We start from the raw sequence: 14,981 nt of genomic DNA on the forward strand, positions 1-14,981 counted from the left end.
AAGTGATCGGAAATGTGACCTCTGGTTTGAACTGGTTTCAGTTGTGGGGAGCAGGCTATCTAGTTTGCCTTTTGCTATTGTTTTGGTTCTACAAAAAGTGGATTGCAGATGGACGCTATGAGATGAAGCGGATTCAAGTCTTTTACTTCACTCTCAGCCTGATCCTATTTTACTTAGCCGTGGGAAGCCCGGTGGCTGTCATTGCTGCAGAGGAGCTTTTCAGTGCGCATGTGCTGGAGCTGATGGTTGTACTGTTTATCTCTGTGCCCCTCTTTATTTTAGGACTGCCAAAGGAGTTTTTGCGCTCTTTCTTTTGGTCTTACCGCATGCGCGTGATGCTGAAGTTTTCTACTCATCCATGGGTGACTGCCACTATCTTTAATGTGGCATTATCTGTCTATCTTGTACCTTCCGTTTTTAACTGGCTGCAGCAGCACACGTTGCTGCTGGGGATGAGCCAGGCGGCATTGCTGGCTGCTTCTTTTTTTATGTGGTGGACCATTATTTCACCGCTGCCTGAAATGAACCCGTTGTCAGAACCGGTAAGGGTGTTGTATGTATTCGTAGCTTCTGTGCTGCTGATGCCAATTGGAATATTTCTTCTGATTGCCAGTACACCCTTTTACACGGTGTATGCAGAAAGCGTCCAGCAGCAGCTGCCTCAGCTGAATGCCGTGCAGGATCAGCAGCTGGCAGGTGGCTTGTTAAAGGCTGTTCAGCTTAGTTCCTATGGATTTGCCTTGTTTCTATTAATTGTCAAGTGGGCGAAGAAGGAAGAGGAGCCTGATGATGACTACCCATATTCCCCTGGACAGGCAATAAATGGTCCGGTGAAGAAGTAAGAAGCAGTGGTTTTTATCTAACTGCTTCTTCTTTTTTTGTCTTTTTATAGTCAGTTTTTCGAACGATTATCAAAAGAAATAAAAAAATGTTCGTGAATTCATTGAAATTCTTTTTTATGTTGATATAATATGAATACATTCTAATAAGCGTCTTCGCTCATATAATCGCAAGAATATGGCTTGCAAGTTTCTACCAAATGACCGTAAATCATTTGACTATGAGTGAGCAGTGAGAAACAGTCAACAGGCTGGCTATTTTCGTACCCAAAGGGCATTGCTTCACTCTATTTTTGAGGGAAGCAATGCCCTTTGGGTTTTTCTTTGTTTAAATAATGGATGAAATTGAAGGGAGATAACTAATGAGAAGCTTACAGGAAAAGATTATAAATGAAGGAAGGGTCCTTTCTAGCCAGGTGTTAAAAGTAGATTCCTTTTTAAATCATCAAATCGATCCACAATTAATGAAGGAGATTGGGGAAGAGTTTGCCCAGCTTTTTGCAGGGGAGAAGGTTACGAAAATCCTGACGCTTGAATCAAGCGGCATCGCCCCGAGTGTCATGGCGGGACTTGCCTTAAATGTTCCCGTTGTCTTCGCCCGAAAGCGCCAGTCTTTAACGTTAACAGAGAACTTGCTGACAGCCGAGGTTTATTCTTTTACAAAGAAAGAAACAAATCGTATTGCTGTTTCTGCTTCTTTCATCACAGGTGAAGATCATTTATTGATCATAGACGATTTTCTGGCTAATGGGCAGGCAGCCTTAGGCTTATTAGATATTGCAGACCAGGCCGGTGCTTCTGTTGCGGGTGTTGGAATTGTCATTGAGAAAGCTTTCCAGGATGGCGCCCGGCTAATTAGTGAAAGAGGAGTAAGAGTAGAGTCTTTAGCAAGAATTCAATCACTTGAAAATGGCAAAGTAACCTTTGCGGCAAAAGAAGGAGTGACATCATGAAGCTCTCGTTCTTTCAAACAGCTTCACTCGGTATTCAGCACGTATTAGCAATGTACGCAGGAGCAGTAATCATTCCTTTGATTGTCGGCGGAGCAATGGGGCTGACAGCTGAGCAGCTGACATACTTGGTTTCTATTGACCTGTTTACATGCGGGCTTGCTACGTTCTTGCAGGTATGGAAAGGGCGTTTTATCGGAATTGGTTTGCCGGTTGTGCTGGGCTGTACATTTACAGCGATTGGACCAATGATTGCCATTGGCGGTTCTTATGGTATCTCAGCGATTTATGGAGCGACCCTAGCTGCAGGGGTTTTCGTCTTATTAATCTCCACAGTCTTTAGTCAGCTGGTCCGTTTCTTCCCGCCGGTCGTGACAGGTTCTGTCGTGACAGTTATTGGCTTGACGTTAGTGCCGGAAGCGCTGAAGAACTTAGGCGGTGGAGCCGGCAGTCCTGACTTTGGTTCTATGTCTAATATTTTTCTTGGTTTTATAACGCTCCTTATTATTATTGCTCTATTCCGTTTCTTTAAAGGCTTTGTTCGCGCAGTAGCAGTCTTGATTGGCTTGCTTGCTGGTACAGCTATTGCTGCCTTTATGGGCAAAATTGATTTTTCGCCAGTTCAGGAAGCTTCGTACTTTCACGTGGTCCAGCCTTTTTACTTCGGTATGCCGACATTCGAATGGTCAGCTATTATTACAATGATTCTCGTAGCGATTGTCAGCTTGGTAGAGTCAACGGGTGTATATTTTGCTGTATCGGACATTTGTGACAAGAAACTAGAGAAGAAAGATTTAGCAAAAGGGTACCGTGCAGAGGGGTTAGCTTACGCACTTGGGGCTATCTTTAATGCTTTTCCTTATACGGCTTTTTCCCAAAACGTGGGACTTATGCAAATGTCAGGCGTGAAGTCAAGAGCAGTGATTTTCTACGCGGCCGTTTTCTTAATGCTTCTTGGATTAGTACCGAAAATTGGTGCCTTCACGACGATCATTCCTACTTCCGTTCTTGGAGGAGCGATGATAGCAATGTTCGGTATGGTAGTCGCTCAAGGGATTAAGATGCTGAGCCGTGCGGATATGGCTTCGCAGGAGAACTTATTAATTATCGCTTGTTCAGTCGGTATGGGACTTGGCGTGACAGTCGTCCCTGATCTGTTTGCCAGCTTACCGTCAGGTCTGCAAATTTTAACAAGCAATGGCATCGTAGCCGGCAGTATGACAGCGATCATTCTGAATATTGTCTTCAATGAAATTGGCCGCAAGAAATCAAGCACCGCGGTCGAACTGGCAGAACAAAAAGTTTCCTAATCAAGGGGCTGCATTTGCAGCCTCTTTTTTTTAAAAAGAAACAGCGGCTGACCTTTAATCATATAACAAATGTCCATTTATCCATTTTAAGCTTGTATCTTGTATTGCTTGTTCAGTTGAAGGTACAGGCTTTTTTGCTTTGTCATCAGTATACGGCTCTAAGGTGTATAAAGAGCACCGCTTTCTCAAAAGCTAGCTGTATCCTATCATTCTGTATTTGACGAAAAAGTCAAAAAACAATGAAAGTGGTATTGAAAATCATTATCGGCTGTGTTACTATGAGAATGAGGATGATAACTATTATCAATAATTAAAATGAAAATAAACAAAGGTGGTGCTTTATATGGTTTGGATGTTCGTAACAGCAACAGTGGTCGTTTATGGCGGTGTAATGAAGTATGTCATCGATCATGTTAACAAACCACAAGTGCCACATAACTAATAAGTGAAGGAAAAAGATAGACAAGGCAGAGCTCATCTGCCTTGTCTATCTTTTTTGTATTTTTTCTGTCTTTAAGGTGGGACCAGTTGCTCAGTTACTCTTCCTGAATGAACGCCACCTTATCGTATCCGCACCCATTGCAGTACATTAGATGAGGACAAATCTCATCTTTCGCTGTATTCGGGTAGCCATCTCCCATTTTTACTGTTTCTTCATCATTATAATGGCCGTATGGATCTAGGAAATCAGACACTTTGCCCGAGTCGTCCAGCTGGGAGTGACATTCGGGGCAATACATTTCCAATTCTTTAAAGGCATTACACAAAGGACACATAGCCATGAGCATCTCTCCTTTTTGCTTTTCCATTTAGTATTCATATTTTCTACTGCTGCTATGTAAGGAACAAAAGAGAAAGCAGGACAGCCATAGCTTCTTTTTTATATAGGAAAGTAAGAGAAAATCGTTTACAATAAGTAAAAAAGAAGCTTGTCTACTACGGATGAGAACAATTATGCAGGTGAGGAGATTTGATGATGTCAACAGCAACTATACAGCAGACAATGGCACCTATCATTGCCAAAACCGTCAGCCTATTTGAATTATTTGAGCGGGCGGGTGATGAGGAACGTGCACGAAAAGCGAAGTTATTTTTACAGAAGCTTCATAATGAAGAATTTATCGTAGCTTTCTGCGGGCACTTTTCCGCTGGGAAATCAACGATGATTAATGCGCTGACAGGAGAGAACTTGCTGCCGTCAAGCCCGATTCCGACAAGCGCTAACTTAGTAAAGGTTCACCGGGCATCTGAAGACTTTGCAAAGGTTTATTACAGAGACAAGCAGCCGCTTCTTTTTCAAGCGCCTTACCGTTTTGAACGAGTAAAGGAGTTTTGCAAAGATGGAGAAGAAGTAGAAACAATTGAAATCGGTCATAGTGAATCCAGCCTGCCAAGTGAAGTGACGGTGATGGATACACCAGGTGTGGATTCAACAGATGATGCCCACCGTATTTCGACTGAATCAGCCCTGCATTTGGCTGATATGGTTTTCTACGTAATGGACTATAACCATGTTCAGTCAGAGCTGAACTTTATTTATACAAAGGAACTGCTTTCTCACGGAGTAAAGCTGTACTTAATTATTAACCAGATCGATAAGCATAGGGATGAAGAGCTTTCATTCGATGAATTTAAACAGTCCGTTTATACATCGTTTTCAGCCTGGGGGGTAGAGCCGGAGGCATTTTACTTTACGAGCTTAAAGGCGCCTTCTTTTCCGGGGAATGACTTTGAGGAAGTAAAGAGCCTTATTCACGAAAGCATGGAAGATCGGGAAGAGCTGTCTTTTCGTTCGGCTGAAACAATGATGAATCGTCTTGTCAGCGAACATCTTAGCTGGCTTGAGGAAGAACAGGCAGAAACGAAAGAAGAACTTGCAGAGATACTTGGCGAGGATTGGGATAAGGAAGAGCTCATTGAAAAAGAACGGGAGACGAAAGCGCAGCTTGACAAGCGTGATCCAGAAGCGCTTGTTCGCCAGATTGAAGAAAGCCGTGAACAAGTGCTGCAAAATGCTTATTTAATGCCGGCCTCTACACGGGAGCTTGCACGTGAATATTTGGAATCCGCTCAGCCAGACTTTAAGGTAGGGCTGCTATTCAGCAAGAAGAAGACGGAAGAGGAGCGCAGGCGGAGACTGGAGAACTTCTTAACTGATCTACAGGAGAAGACGGAAACACAGCTTAATTGGCATCTTCGCCAGCAGTTCAGCAGCTGGCTGAAGGAAAGCGGTCTCCGGGATGATGAGCTGCAGCTTGAAGCGGAAGAGCTGTCGGTGCCTGTTGATGAGTCGGTGATCACCAATACCGTAAAATCAGGCGCGGGCGTAACCGGTGACTATGTACTTACTTATAGTGATGATGTAGCCAATCAATTAAAGAAACGGGCGCGTGAGCTGACAAACGAATTGAAGGAAAGGGCAGCTGGCCGCATGGGAAGCCAGTTTGCTTCCGAACGGAAAGAGTGGCAGGAGAGGTGGTCTGCTTGGCATAAAAAGGTTGAAGCACTTCATAAGCTGGAACACCTGGAAACAGAGGCATCTAATAGACAGCAAACGATTCGCCGCTTACTGGCGGAAGACGGAATGGCTATTCCTCAGCGATATGAGGGATTTATTCAGGAATGGGAGCAGCAGCTTCGTGATGTAACAGTCTTTAATGAGGACTTAGCCGCTGATTGGGAGTCGAAGGCTGTTGAACAAGAAGAAAAGATCGTTCAAGAAGCAATACGGACTATGGAAACTACGGGTACGAGCATGGAAGAAACAGCCGGCCGCCTTCGGCATATGAGCGAAAAGCTGAATGGAATTCCAGGCTTCCAGCGCTTTATTGATGGATTAAAGCAGAAAGCCGGTCGACTGGAACAAAGAAAATACACGATTGCTTTGTTCGGGGCATTCAGTGCCGGGAAGTCCTCTTTTGCCAATGCACTGTTGGGCGAAAAGGTACTTCCAGTGTCTCCTAACCCGACAACAGCTGCCGTGAACCGTATTCATCCGCCTGATGACACTCACCAGCACCGGACAGCAGACGTTCATTTGAAGACGGAAGAAGTGATGCTGTTTGACCTGCAGCAATCGTTAGAGTTTTTTAACCGGACCGTTCAAACCCTGGAGGAAGCTTATGAAGCTGTTCCTGGACTATTGGGGAACAAAGGCGGAGACGGCAAGGAAAATATTCACCTTTCTTTCCTGAAGGCCTTTTACGAAGGTTACACCGAATATAAACAGCACCTCGGCCAAACGCTTTCTGTAGACTTGCCGGCCTTTAAAGGGTTCGTGGCAAATGAAAAGCAAAGCTGTTTTGTGGAATCGATCGACTTGTATTATGACTGTGAGTTCACGCGTCAGGGCGTAACGCTTGTTGATACGCCGGGAGCGGACTCCATTAACGCTAGACATACGGGTGTTGCCTTTGAGTACATTAAAAACTCAGATGCCATTCTATTCGTTACGTATTATAACCACGCCTTCTCTAAAGCTGACCGGGAATTCCTCATTCAGCTGGGCCGTGTGAAGGATGCGTTCGAGCTGGACAAAATGTTCTTTATCGTTAACGCCATTGACTTGGCCAGCAGTGATGAGGAGGTAGACGAGGTCATTGGTTATGTAAGTAGCCAGCTGCAGCAGTATGGCATCCGTTTCCCTCGTATTTATGGACTGTCGAGCCTGCAGGCAATACAAGAGCTGGAGCGCGGGGATAAAGACCATCCGAACTCTAATATCCTGCCGTTTAAGCAGGCGTTTGGTCAGTTCTTAGAAGGTGATTTGACACAGATGGCCGTGCAGTCGGCGGAAGCGGAATGGGAGCGGGGGCTGGAGCGTTTGTGCCAGTTAATCGCTACAGCGAAAGAAAATCGGGATAACCGCGAACAGAAGCAAGAAGAGCTGAACAGCCAGTATGACCAAATCAGCAGCCATCTGGAACAAGAATCGCTCCAGTTGATGGAAAAGCGGTTAAATCAAGAAATGGATGAGCTTGTGTTCTATGTGAAACAGCGGGTCTTCTATCGTTTCTCTGATTTCTTCAAGGAAGCGTTCAATCCGGCCTCTCTCGGCAGCAGCGGCTCTCAGGCAAAGCATGCGCTGCAGGAAGCGATGAAGGAGCTGTTAAACTCAGTAGGCTACGACTTTGCCCAGGAGATGCGGGCAACGAGTCTTCGCTCAGAGAACCAGGTGCATAAGCTGCTTTCTGACAAGCATGAGCAGTTAAAGATGCAATACGAGTCTATTCAGTCCCAGTTGCAATTTACGGATATTGAATGGCCCTCAAAGGAGACACCGGACTTCCCGACTGCTTTTCGGGAAACGCCGCTTTCAACCTTTGATAGTGCCTTATCCCTGTACAAAAATGCGAAAGCTTTCTTTGAGAAGAACGAAAAGCAGCTGATGCAGGAAAAGCTTGAGGACATGTTATCTAGCTTAGCTGATGAATATTTGGAAGAGGAAAAAGCGAAGCTTCGCAATTGGGCGAATGATGAGCTGTATCATGGAATGGGTCTTATGAAAGAGACGCTATCCTCTGACATAGAAGAACAATTCAGTGCTTGGCTGCAAGTGTTAAATGAAGCAGAAAACATTGAAGAATGGGAGCGCGTGCTAATTGGACTTGAGCAAGCGTAGAGAAGAGATCCTGGATCGCTTTCACGCCTGTGCCACATGCCGTCATTTTCAGCCGGTGAAAGAGAAGAAAGGCATGCGTTACCTCTGCAGCCGGCTACAGTATGAAACGAAGCCAGATTATCAATTTCGCTGCTGGAATCCAAAGGAGCAGGTGGTTCAGCTCATGAAGAAGAAGCTGGGGGAGTTGGAGGAAGAGTAGAAGGAAGGCATCAAAGGGGGAGAAATAATGGAGTACATTCGGTCCATCGACTGGCTGGCTAATCATTTACATGATGCTGACGTTTGCATTATTGATTGCCGATTTGATTTAAGTGATCCGGCAGCCGGTGAGCAGCAATATAAGAAAGGTCATATTCCGGGTGCCTATTATGCTCATCTGGACCGGCACTTGTCCGGTGAGAAGTCAAAACACGGGGGCAGGCACCCGCTTCCGGACATAGAGGTGTTCCGGCAAACCGTTGAAGCTTTCGGGATTACTGATACAACAACCGTTGTTGCTTATGACGGCGGGGAAGCAATGTTTGCCGGTCGTTTCTGGTGGCTGCTCTCTTACATTGGCCATAAGCATGTATACATTCTTGATGGAGGTTTTGATGAATGGAGGAAACAAGGGTTGCCTGTTTCCGTAGATATTCCAGCGCCTGGACAAGGCTCGGTCTCCATCGGCATTCAAAAGGAGTGGACGGCCTCTTTAGAGGAAGTGAGGAAGGCCGCGCTTGAAAAGGACGGAACGATTTTAGTTGATTCCCGTGCACCTGAAAGGTATGAAGGAAAGACAGAACCGCTTGACCGAGTGCCGGGGCACATCCCTGGGGCTATAAATCACTTCTTTAAAGAGGGGTTTAACGGCTCTTTCTGGAAAAGCGAAGAAGCGCAAACCCAGCGGTTTCAATCGCTTGATCCGAAACGGCCGATCATCGTTTACTGCGGTTCGGGAGTATCGGCGACGCCGAACATTATTGCTTTAAAGCAAGCTGGATTTCAGAATGTCCGTCTGTACGCTGGAAGCTACAGTGACTGGTCTTCATATGAGGAGCTGCCGGTGGAAAAAAGAACGGAGAAGTAATCAGCCGCCCGCTGTATGGGCGGCTTTTTCTTCCTGTTCACCCGCTTTTTTAGAAAAGCTTATGGTAAAATAACAGCGAGGTGACAATATGAAAAAGGAAGAACACTTGCTTCTTGTCGATGGGATGGCATTATTGTTTCGTGCTTTTTTTGCCACAGCGGTACGAGGCCAATATATGAGGAACTCAAGCGGCTTGCCAACCAATGGGGTTCAAGGGTTTTTAAAGCATGTTTTGCTGGCTGCTGCGCATAAACAGCCAACTCACTTAGCTGTCTGCTGGGACATGGGAAGCTACACGTTCAGAAATGATTTATTTGCAGATTACAAGTCTAACCGGCAGGCGCCGCCGGACGAGCTTCATCCGCAGTTTGATTTAGCGAAGGAAGCAGCTGCTGCGTTCGGCCTCCCGAATGTTGGCGTCCCTGGGTATGAAGCGGATGACTGTCTCGGTACTATTGCGAAACAAGAGCACAAAGAAAGAAAAGTAACGATCTTGAGCGGTGACCGCGACCTTCTTCAGCTGCTGGATGACCAGTTGGATGTGATGCTTCTGCAAAAGGGGTACGGCAATTACATCACCTATACAGCGGAAACCTTCTATGAGCAATTTGCCATTTCTCCAAGACAATTCATCGATGTAAAGGCACTTATGGGAGACCCAAGTGACGGCTACCCAGGGGTAAAAGGCATCGGAGAGAAAACTGCCTTTAAGCTCATTAAGGAGTATGGCTCCATTGAAGGCATTCTTGCGAATATTGACCAGTTAACTCCTTCTCAGCAAAAGAAAATGTCTGCAGGGATGAATGTGCTTGAGCTATCCAGACAGCTTGCTGAAATTCATTGCGAAGTCCCTGTTCTGTGGCACATTGAGGAAGCAAGGTGGCGAGGAGTCGAAGAAGAGGCAGTCAGGGCAGTCGAGGAGATGGAGTTACATATGCTGCGCCGTCAGCTTATTCAAATGAACGTCTCTATGTCCATCAAGGATATAGATGATCCATTTTCATCAATTTAAGGCAGGGAGAACCATGAAGAAAAAACAATCACTCGATGAATATTTGCTTAATTTAGAAGCGCGAGGATTTAAGTTTTCTGATGACATTATTCATTTTATTTATTTTGGCAAAAAATCAACGAATGCTTCTGATGCTTTAATGATTGTCGCAGTGGAAATTACGCTGAAGGTACAAAAAGAGTTTGACAGCAGCTTCTTTCTATCACTTGTCGAGCAGCTAGCGGAGCAGAAAATCGAAGACAGGCAAAGGGCGTTAGAATTCGCGGAAGCGCACGGTTTAATACTATAAATAGATGACCCAAAAAGGTGGACAGCTACAGGTACTCTAGCTGTCCACCTTTTTGATTAAGCAGCCGCGGGACACACAGAACAAAGGTGGCTAGGCGGCTGCTAAGAGAGGATGAGCTGTTCCGTCTGGCGGTTTTTATTCATTTTGTTTTCCTTCATTTTTCTGAATGCCTTCGCGGGCTAGGCTATCCGCCCGGTTTTCCTTGCTTGGAATCCATTTTACAAAAAATAAAGGAAATTCTTTTGACAGCTTCAAAATCTCATCTAATAGCGGCTTGTACGCTTCTTTATGGATGTATTCCTTCTCAATCGATTGTACGACTGTTTGAGAATCGCTGCGCAGAGACACGGTAGCGGCCTGTTTGTCCTTTAATAGCCTTAATGCCTTGATAACGGCTATAAATTCCGCTTCGTGTGTATCCTTCATACCTAGCGGGAAGGAATGGCGCTCGACATGATTTCCATCTTTAACAAATACACCTGCTCCGGCCCACCCGGGGGACCCGGTGCTTGCCCCATCCGTATATACTTCAAACAATAACTTTTCCTCCTTTTAGTTCATAAGAATAAATTTTACGGAATTATCCGATTCCTTGCAACGAAAAAAGATGGCCATATAGCCATCTTTCCTGCTGACTATTTTGGGAAGCGTTTAGCCAGGTACCCAAATGGAGTATCCAGCAAGGCCACGATCCATTTCAGTATATAGGTGGTAAGAAAAATTTGCAGCCAAACGTCCGTTGGGTAAGTGCCAAGAAAAGCAATGCTTGTAAAGATGAGTGTATCAATCAATTGGCTGATCATCGTACTTGCGTTATTTCGAATCCAAAATTGCGAGTCCTTCGGAAATTTTTTTTGCAAATAGGAGAAAATATGAACATCAACCATTTGGCTAATTAAATAGGCCGCCAGGCTTCCTGCGGCAATACGAGGAAGAAGGCCGAATAATTGTTCCATCGGCTCTTGGGCGAAATCGGTAGAAGCAGGTTCAAACAATAGGACCATTTGCATGATAATGGTCATCATTAACAACGTGAAAAAACCGAGCCATACCGCTTTTTTAGCATCCTCTTTCCCATAGCGTTCATTGAGCAGGTCAGTCGCGAGAAAAGCCGAGCCGTACATTGTATTTCCCAGTGTAGCTGTCAGTCCTAAAAGCTCCACTGTCTTGACGACCTGCAAATTAGCCAGTACAGTGGCTGCTCCTATCCAGACAAACAAACCAACGCGGCCAAACAGTCGATACATAATTAAAAATATAGTAAAGTTAACAATAACAAATAAAAGGGCAAACCATTCATTGAACATGCAAATTCTCCTTTTTAAACAGCGAATGGAGAAAGTGATTCGCTGGTACTAGCAAGCTGCAGCATAGCGTACATTATACAAAATTAAAAAAATAGGTCAAGAGGAAAGCAGGGATGGGAATGAAGATGAAGATTCAATGGCAATATGAATTTAAAGGACGAAAGACAAGCTTCGAATCCGACTGGCTTGACAAGGAAGCTGTCCTTCCGATTGTCGAAGATTTAACAAGAGGTGGCAGGCTCAAATCCGCTGTCATTATAGATGAGTTGGCGAATGAATGGACGGTTAAGGAATTCACAAAGCTGAATGCAAAGCTGGATGAAGAACCGGGTGAGATAGAGGTGTACTTTGATGGAGGGTTTGACCGGCAAAAGCAAGAGGCGGGCTTAGGGATAGTCATCTATTATAAGCAGAGTGGTGTAAAAAAGCGTTACCGGGTGAATGAGCACTTAATGCAAATGGAATCGAATAATGAAGCGGAGTATGCCGCGCTTTATAAAGCAATGGAGCTGCTTGAAGAAATAGGCGTGAAGCAAATCCCTGTGACCATTATTGGTGATTCTCAAGTTGTTTTGAAGCAGCTGGAAGGAGAATGGCCTTGCTTTGACGAACAGCTCAACAGGTGGCTTGACCGTGTTGAAGCGAAAATAGAGGCCCTTGGTATTAAGCCGCTTTACAAATCTGTAGATAGAAGGCAAAATAAAGAAGCGGATAAATTAGCTAATCAGGCTTTACAACGCGTTTTTGTGAACAGCCACTCTGTGATGTCTTAAGCAGTGACTCGAATAGAAAGGTGTGACACGTTTGGACAGAAAACAGCTAATGGAAGAAATTGAAGATATCTTACACACATATTGCAATCATTGTTTATTGAAAGCAACCTTCCGAAAGGAAAAAGGAAAGGCTTATGCTCATAAATTTTGCATTAAACAATGCACTGTAGGCGAGCAGATTCGGAAGTGCGGGGAGCAATTATTGAAAATTAACTAAATGAAAGCATATAAAAAAGCCGGCTGATTAGCCGGCTTCGGTTTTTTTAGTAAGATTACAGTTTTACTACGTTAGCAGCTTGAGGGCCACGGTTTCCTTCTACGATTTCAAAAGAAACTTCTTGACCTTCTTCTAAGGATTTGTAGCCGTCTCCTTCAATTGCAGAGAAATGAACGAATACATCGTCTCCGCCTTCTACTTCGATGAACCCGAATCCTTTTTCGTTGTTAAACCATTTTACTTTACCGTTTTGCATGTTAATGAATCCTCCTAAATCTTCGAAGCACTTTTCTAGTGCTCAAATCAAAATTATTCATTATGAATAAATCATTCATAATAACTTGATAATACAGCAATAATTGTAAATAGTCAAGCCCAAAAAGAAAATAAATGGGCAATTAGGAGCGGGAGGGTGAGTACCTTGTGCCGGTCTGTGTCTTATAGTAAACTTGTTTTAATGAGTTTATTCAGGAGGTATTTTATGCCGACGCCAAGTATGGAAGATTACATAGAGCAAATATTTATACTAATTAATAAAAAAGGGTATGCACGTGTATCCGATATTGCGGAAGCGCTGTCAGTTCATCCTTCCTCTGTTACGAAAATGGTGCAGAAGCTGGATCGGGATGAATACCTGGTGTATGAAAGGTACAGAGGGCTTATGCTGACATCTAAAGGCAAGAAGATCGGCAAGCGGCTCGTGGAAAGACATACACTATTAGAAGAGTTCCTTCGGGTGATCGGTGTAAAGGAAGAGCATATCTATGAGGATGTAGAAGGCATTGAGCATCATTTAAGCTGGGATTCAATTGATCGTATTGCGGATCTAGTGGATTACTTTAATGAAAAGCCGGAAAGAGCCGAAGCATTACGGGCTCTTCAGCAGAAGCCCGCTGAATAAGCAGCTGCCTGACAGGCAGCTGCTTATATTTTTTGTTGTTTATAGTTCTTTGTGCCTATGTACATTTGACTGTTCTTTTTTTAAGATAATGGACTATAACTATTTTTAGGATGGTTATTACATATTAGGAAGGGAAAGAAGAAAATGGACATACGTGCAAATTATCAAGATGTCTTGGCACAAATTGACCGCACATTGATTCTTAATATAGAAGATAGATTCCCAGGAGCCCGCTGTGTAGGCGGAAAGTATTCTCCGGCTTCTCACATGGTAACCCTTTATAAAGAGGATATCGCTATTCAATGCGAGCGGCTTCTTGGAGATTGCAGCCGTCTGAAGGAATACGAATGGATTATTTTGGCACATGAGACTGGACATGCGATGGATCAGGAGCTGCCCGCCTTAAGCGAACGACTATCTCAAGAGAAGAGCGTGGATATACTGGCACAAATCGAATTAAATGCATGGAGGAACGCTGAAGAGCTTTTTGCTTTTATTGATCAAGAGCTGTTTCAGCTGGTGAAAGAGGAATCCTTGCGGTACTTCTCCAATAGTCCTCTTATCCGCTCATCCTCCCATTAATGCAAACAAAGCTATCCTTTTCAAAAGGGTAGCTTCAGACTGTAGACAGACTCGATGGAAATCGAGTGTCTACAGTCTTTTTATTTTGCCTGTAAGCGTGTTGGTTTCCACTCCAGATGCTTCGCTTTTCGCGGGGCGGGCGGTGAGCCTCCTCAAGCTGCGCTTTGCGGGGTCTCACCTGTCCCGCTGATTCCGCAGGAGTCTGTGCGTCTTCCATTCCAATCAACAAGAGTAATCAAGTTCATATAGCCGTACAGTCAGCCTTGTTTTAAAATAATAGAAAGCTATCCTTGTCAAAAGGGAGGCTTTATTTTTTTGCTTCGCATAGCCAAAAGGTTCATCAGTTGTTAATATTGCCGAATAGATGATAGTTCCCTTACAATGAAATAAAGATGCATGAAGGGGGAATGGGAGTTGAGCACGTCATCCTGGCAATCAGATGCGAAGGGAAAATGGAATGAAAGGGCAGGTATGTGGCACAGTAAAAGTGCTGATATGTGGGATGGAGGAAGCCGAAAGTCGGTTGTTCCTTTTTTTGTTAAACATATAGAAAAGGAAAGTCTTGTGGCTGACTTAGGCTGCGGCGACGGATATGGCAGCCAAAAGCTTCATCGTGAGGGATACACAGTAACAGGAATAGATTTATCCAATAAAATGGTGGAGCTCGCTAAGCGATTCGAAGGGAAGGGGTTATCATTCAAGCAAGGAGATCTATCTCAGCTCCCTTTCACGACTGGACAGCTTGATGCGGCGCTGGCCATTAACTCGATTGAGTGGACAGAACAGCCATGGCAGGTGCTAAAAGAGGTTCACCGAGTCTTGAAGCCTGGCGGAAAGCTGTGTGCAGCCATTTTAGGCCCAACAGCCGGCCCAAGAGAAAATAGTTACGAGCGTCTGAATGGAAAGGCAGTCATTATGAATACAATGATGCCATGGGAGTTCGAAAGGCTGGCAGAAGAACAAGGCTTCGAGGAGATTGAGCAGCATTATGTGTACAGAGACAGCGCAGCTACGATTAATGTAGAGTCTTTGCCTGCCGAGCTAAAGCAATCGCTAACGTTTTTTACGCTCTTTATGCTAAGAAAGTGCTAGGGAGAAGGAATAGAATTGAGAT

17 protein-coding genes and 1 riboswitch are annotated in these 14,981 nt (G+C 44.6%); of the genes, 13 read left to right on the top strand and 4 right to left on the bottom strand.

Translation table 11 applies throughout. From position 1 onward, the window contains the following. Positions 1–2 precede the first annotated feature (2 nt). From QY97_RS03220 to QY97_RS03230, 3 genes are all read left to right on the top strand, one after another. Positions 3–842, top strand: a complete 840-nt coding sequence (locus tag QY97_RS03220) for a cytochrome c oxidase assembly protein (RefSeq protein ID WP_039237809.1) — start codon at positions 3–5, stop codon at positions 840–842. Positions 843–979: 137 nt separating this feature from the next. Further along, a riboswitch (purine riboswitch) is annotated at positions 980–1,081 on the top strand. Positions 1,082–1,201: 120 nt separating this feature from the next. Next, complete coding sequence (locus QY97_RS03225) at positions 1,202–1,792, top strand: xanthine phosphoribosyltransferase (protein ID WP_039237812.1); 591 nt, start codon at positions 1,202–1,204, stop codon at positions 1,790–1,792. After that, a complete protein-coding gene (locus tag QY97_RS03230) occupies positions 1,789–3,099 on the top strand; it encodes a nucleobase:cation symporter-2 family protein (protein WP_039237813.1) in 1,311 nt (436 codons plus the stop codon). The genes QY97_RS03225 and QY97_RS03230 overlap by 4 nt, the downstream gene beginning before the upstream one ends. A 536-nt stretch (positions 3,100–3,635) precedes the next feature. Here the strand turns inward: QY97_RS03230 and QY97_RS03235 are convergent. Continuing rightward, positions 3,636–3,881 (bottom strand): hypothetical protein, encoded by a 246-nt coding sequence (locus QY97_RS03235; RefSeq protein ID WP_039237816.1) that lies wholly within the window; start codon positions 3,879–3,881, stop codon positions 3,636–3,638. A gap of 194 nt (positions 3,882–4,075) precedes the next feature. On the opposite strand from QY97_RS03235, the gene QY97_RS03240 reads away from it, so the two are divergent. The 5 genes from QY97_RS03240 (at position 4,076) to QY97_RS03260 (ending at position 10,087) form a co-directional block, all read left to right on the top strand. Beyond that, entirely contained in the window at positions 4,076–7,720 is a 3,645-nt protein-coding gene (locus tag QY97_RS03240) for a dynamin family protein (RefSeq protein WP_052728916.1), read from the top strand. Beyond that, positions 7,701–7,919 carry a hypothetical protein gene (locus QY97_RS03245; RefSeq protein ID WP_408606238.1) on the top strand — a complete coding sequence of 73 codons (219 nt, stop codon included), beginning with the start codon at positions 7,701–7,703 and terminating at the stop codon, positions 7,917–7,919. Before QY97_RS03240 ends, QY97_RS03245 begins: the two co-directional genes overlap by 20 nt. A gap of 27 nt (positions 7,920–7,946) precedes the next feature. Then, positions 7,947–8,786, top strand: coding sequence for a sulfurtransferase (locus tag QY97_RS03250; protein ID WP_039237820.1), 840 nt, complete (start codon positions 7,947–7,949; stop codon positions 8,784–8,786). Between the two features lie 88 nt (positions 8,787–8,874). Next, entirely contained in the window at positions 8,875–9,798 is a 924-nt protein-coding gene (locus QY97_RS03255) for a 5'-3' exonuclease (protein ID WP_039237822.1), read from the top strand. 13 nt (positions 9,799–9,811) lie between these two features. Next, positions 9,812–10,087, top strand: a complete 276-nt coding sequence (locus tag QY97_RS03260; RefSeq protein ID WP_039237825.1) for a DUF6123 family protein — start codon at positions 9,812–9,814, stop codon at positions 10,085–10,087. 135 nt (positions 10,088–10,222) lie between these two features. Here QY97_RS03260 and QY97_RS03265 read toward each other — a convergent pair whose 3' ends face one another. Continuing rightward, positions 10,223–10,624: a ribonuclease HI family protein gene (locus QY97_RS03265; RefSeq protein WP_039237827.1), complete on the bottom strand. Its 402-nt coding sequence runs from the start codon at positions 10,622–10,624 to the stop codon at positions 10,223–10,225. 98 nt (positions 10,625–10,722) lie between these two features. Beyond that, complete coding sequence (locus tag QY97_RS03270) at positions 10,723–11,394, bottom strand: queuosine precursor transporter (protein ID WP_039237829.1); 672 nt, start codon at positions 11,392–11,394, stop codon at positions 10,723–10,725. Between the two features lie 119 nt (positions 11,395–11,513). Between QY97_RS03270 and QY97_RS03275 the strand changes: the two genes are divergently transcribed. Both QY97_RS03275 and QY97_RS03280 read left to right on the top strand, forming a co-directional pair. Beyond that, complete coding sequence (locus tag QY97_RS03275; RefSeq protein ID WP_039237921.1) at positions 11,514–12,167, top strand: reverse transcriptase-like protein; 654 nt, start codon at positions 11,514–11,516, stop codon at positions 12,165–12,167. Positions 12,168–12,189: 22 nt separating this feature from the next. Further along, on the top strand, positions 12,190–12,384 hold the full coding sequence (locus tag QY97_RS03280; RefSeq protein ID WP_408606239.1) for a zinc-finger domain-containing protein: 195 nt from the start codon (positions 12,190–12,192) through the stop codon (positions 12,382–12,384). A gap of 55 nt (positions 12,385–12,439) precedes the next feature. Here QY97_RS03280 and cspD read toward each other — a convergent pair whose 3' ends face one another. Continuing rightward, positions 12,440–12,640: a cold-shock protein CspD gene (gene cspD, locus QY97_RS03285; RefSeq protein ID WP_029280415.1), complete on the bottom strand. Its 201-nt coding sequence runs from the start codon at positions 12,638–12,640 to the stop codon at positions 12,440–12,442. Between the two features lie 225 nt (positions 12,641–12,865). Between cspD and mntR the strand changes: the two genes are divergently transcribed. From mntR to QY97_RS03300, 3 genes are all read left to right on the top strand, one after another. Next, positions 12,866–13,285 carry a transcriptional regulator MntR gene (gene mntR / locus QY97_RS03290; RefSeq protein ID WP_039237835.1) on the top strand — a complete coding sequence of 140 codons (420 nt, stop codon included), beginning with the start codon at positions 12,866–12,868 and terminating at the stop codon, positions 13,283–13,285. A gap of 144 nt (positions 13,286–13,429) precedes the next feature. Then, complete coding sequence (locus QY97_RS03295) at positions 13,430–13,867, top strand: hypothetical protein (RefSeq protein ID WP_039237837.1); 438 nt, start codon at positions 13,430–13,432, stop codon at positions 13,865–13,867. Between the two features lie 414 nt (positions 13,868–14,281). Continuing rightward, a complete protein-coding gene (locus tag QY97_RS03300) occupies positions 14,282–14,959 on the top strand; it encodes a class I SAM-dependent methyltransferase (RefSeq protein ID WP_039237840.1) in 678 nt (225 codons plus the stop codon). Positions 14,960–14,981 lie beyond the last annotated feature (22 nt).

It is taken from the genome of Bacillus thermotolerans (genome assembly GCF_000812025.2).
Lineage (GTDB): Bacteria > Bacillota > Bacilli > Bacillales > Domibacillaceae > Quasibacillus > Quasibacillus thermotolerans.

What these genes read in the sequence shown, in the direction of transcription:
- QY97_RS03225 (WP_039237812.1), top strand. Translation starts at nt 1,202, where the DNA reads ATGAGAAGCTTACAGGAAAAGATTATAAATGAAGGAAGGGTCCTTTCT.
- QY97_RS03230 (WP_039237813.1), top strand. Translation starts at nt 1,789, where the DNA reads ATGAAGCTCTCGTTCTTTCAAACAGCTTCACTCGGTATTCAGCACGTA.
- QY97_RS03235 (WP_039237816.1), bottom strand. Translation starts at nt 3,881, where the DNA reads ATGGCTATGTGTCCTTTGTGTAATGCCTTTAAAGAATTGGAAATGTAT.
- QY97_RS03240 (WP_052728916.1), top strand. Translation starts at nt 4,076, where the DNA reads ATGTCAACAGCAACTATACAGCAGACAATGGCACCTATCATTGCCAAA.
- QY97_RS03250 (WP_039237820.1), top strand. Translation starts at nt 7,947, where the DNA reads ATGGAGTACATTCGGTCCATCGACTGGCTGGCTAATCATTTACATGAT.
- QY97_RS03255 (WP_039237822.1), top strand. Translation starts at nt 8,875, where the DNA reads ATGAAAAAGGAAGAACACTTGCTTCTTGTCGATGGGATGGCATTATTG.
- QY97_RS03260 (WP_039237825.1), top strand. Translation starts at nt 9,812, where the DNA reads ATGAAGAAAAAACAATCACTCGATGAATATTTGCTTAATTTAGAAGCG.
- QY97_RS03270 (WP_039237829.1), bottom strand. Translation starts at nt 11,394, where the DNA reads ATGTTCAATGAATGGTTTGCCCTTTTATTTGTTATTGTTAACTTTACT.
- QY97_RS03275 (WP_039237921.1), top strand. Translation starts at nt 11,514, where the DNA reads ATGAAGATGAAGATTCAATGGCAATATGAATTTAAAGGACGAAAGACA.
- cspD (WP_029280415.1), bottom strand. Translation starts at nt 12,640, where the DNA reads ATGCAAAACGGTAAAGTAAAATGGTTTAACAACGAAAAAGGATTCGGG.
- mntR (WP_039237835.1), top strand. Translation starts at nt 12,866, where the DNA reads ATGCCGACGCCAAGTATGGAAGATTACATAGAGCAAATATTTATACTA.
- QY97_RS03295 (WP_039237837.1), top strand. Translation starts at nt 13,430, where the DNA reads ATGGACATACGTGCAAATTATCAAGATGTCTTGGCACAAATTGACCGC.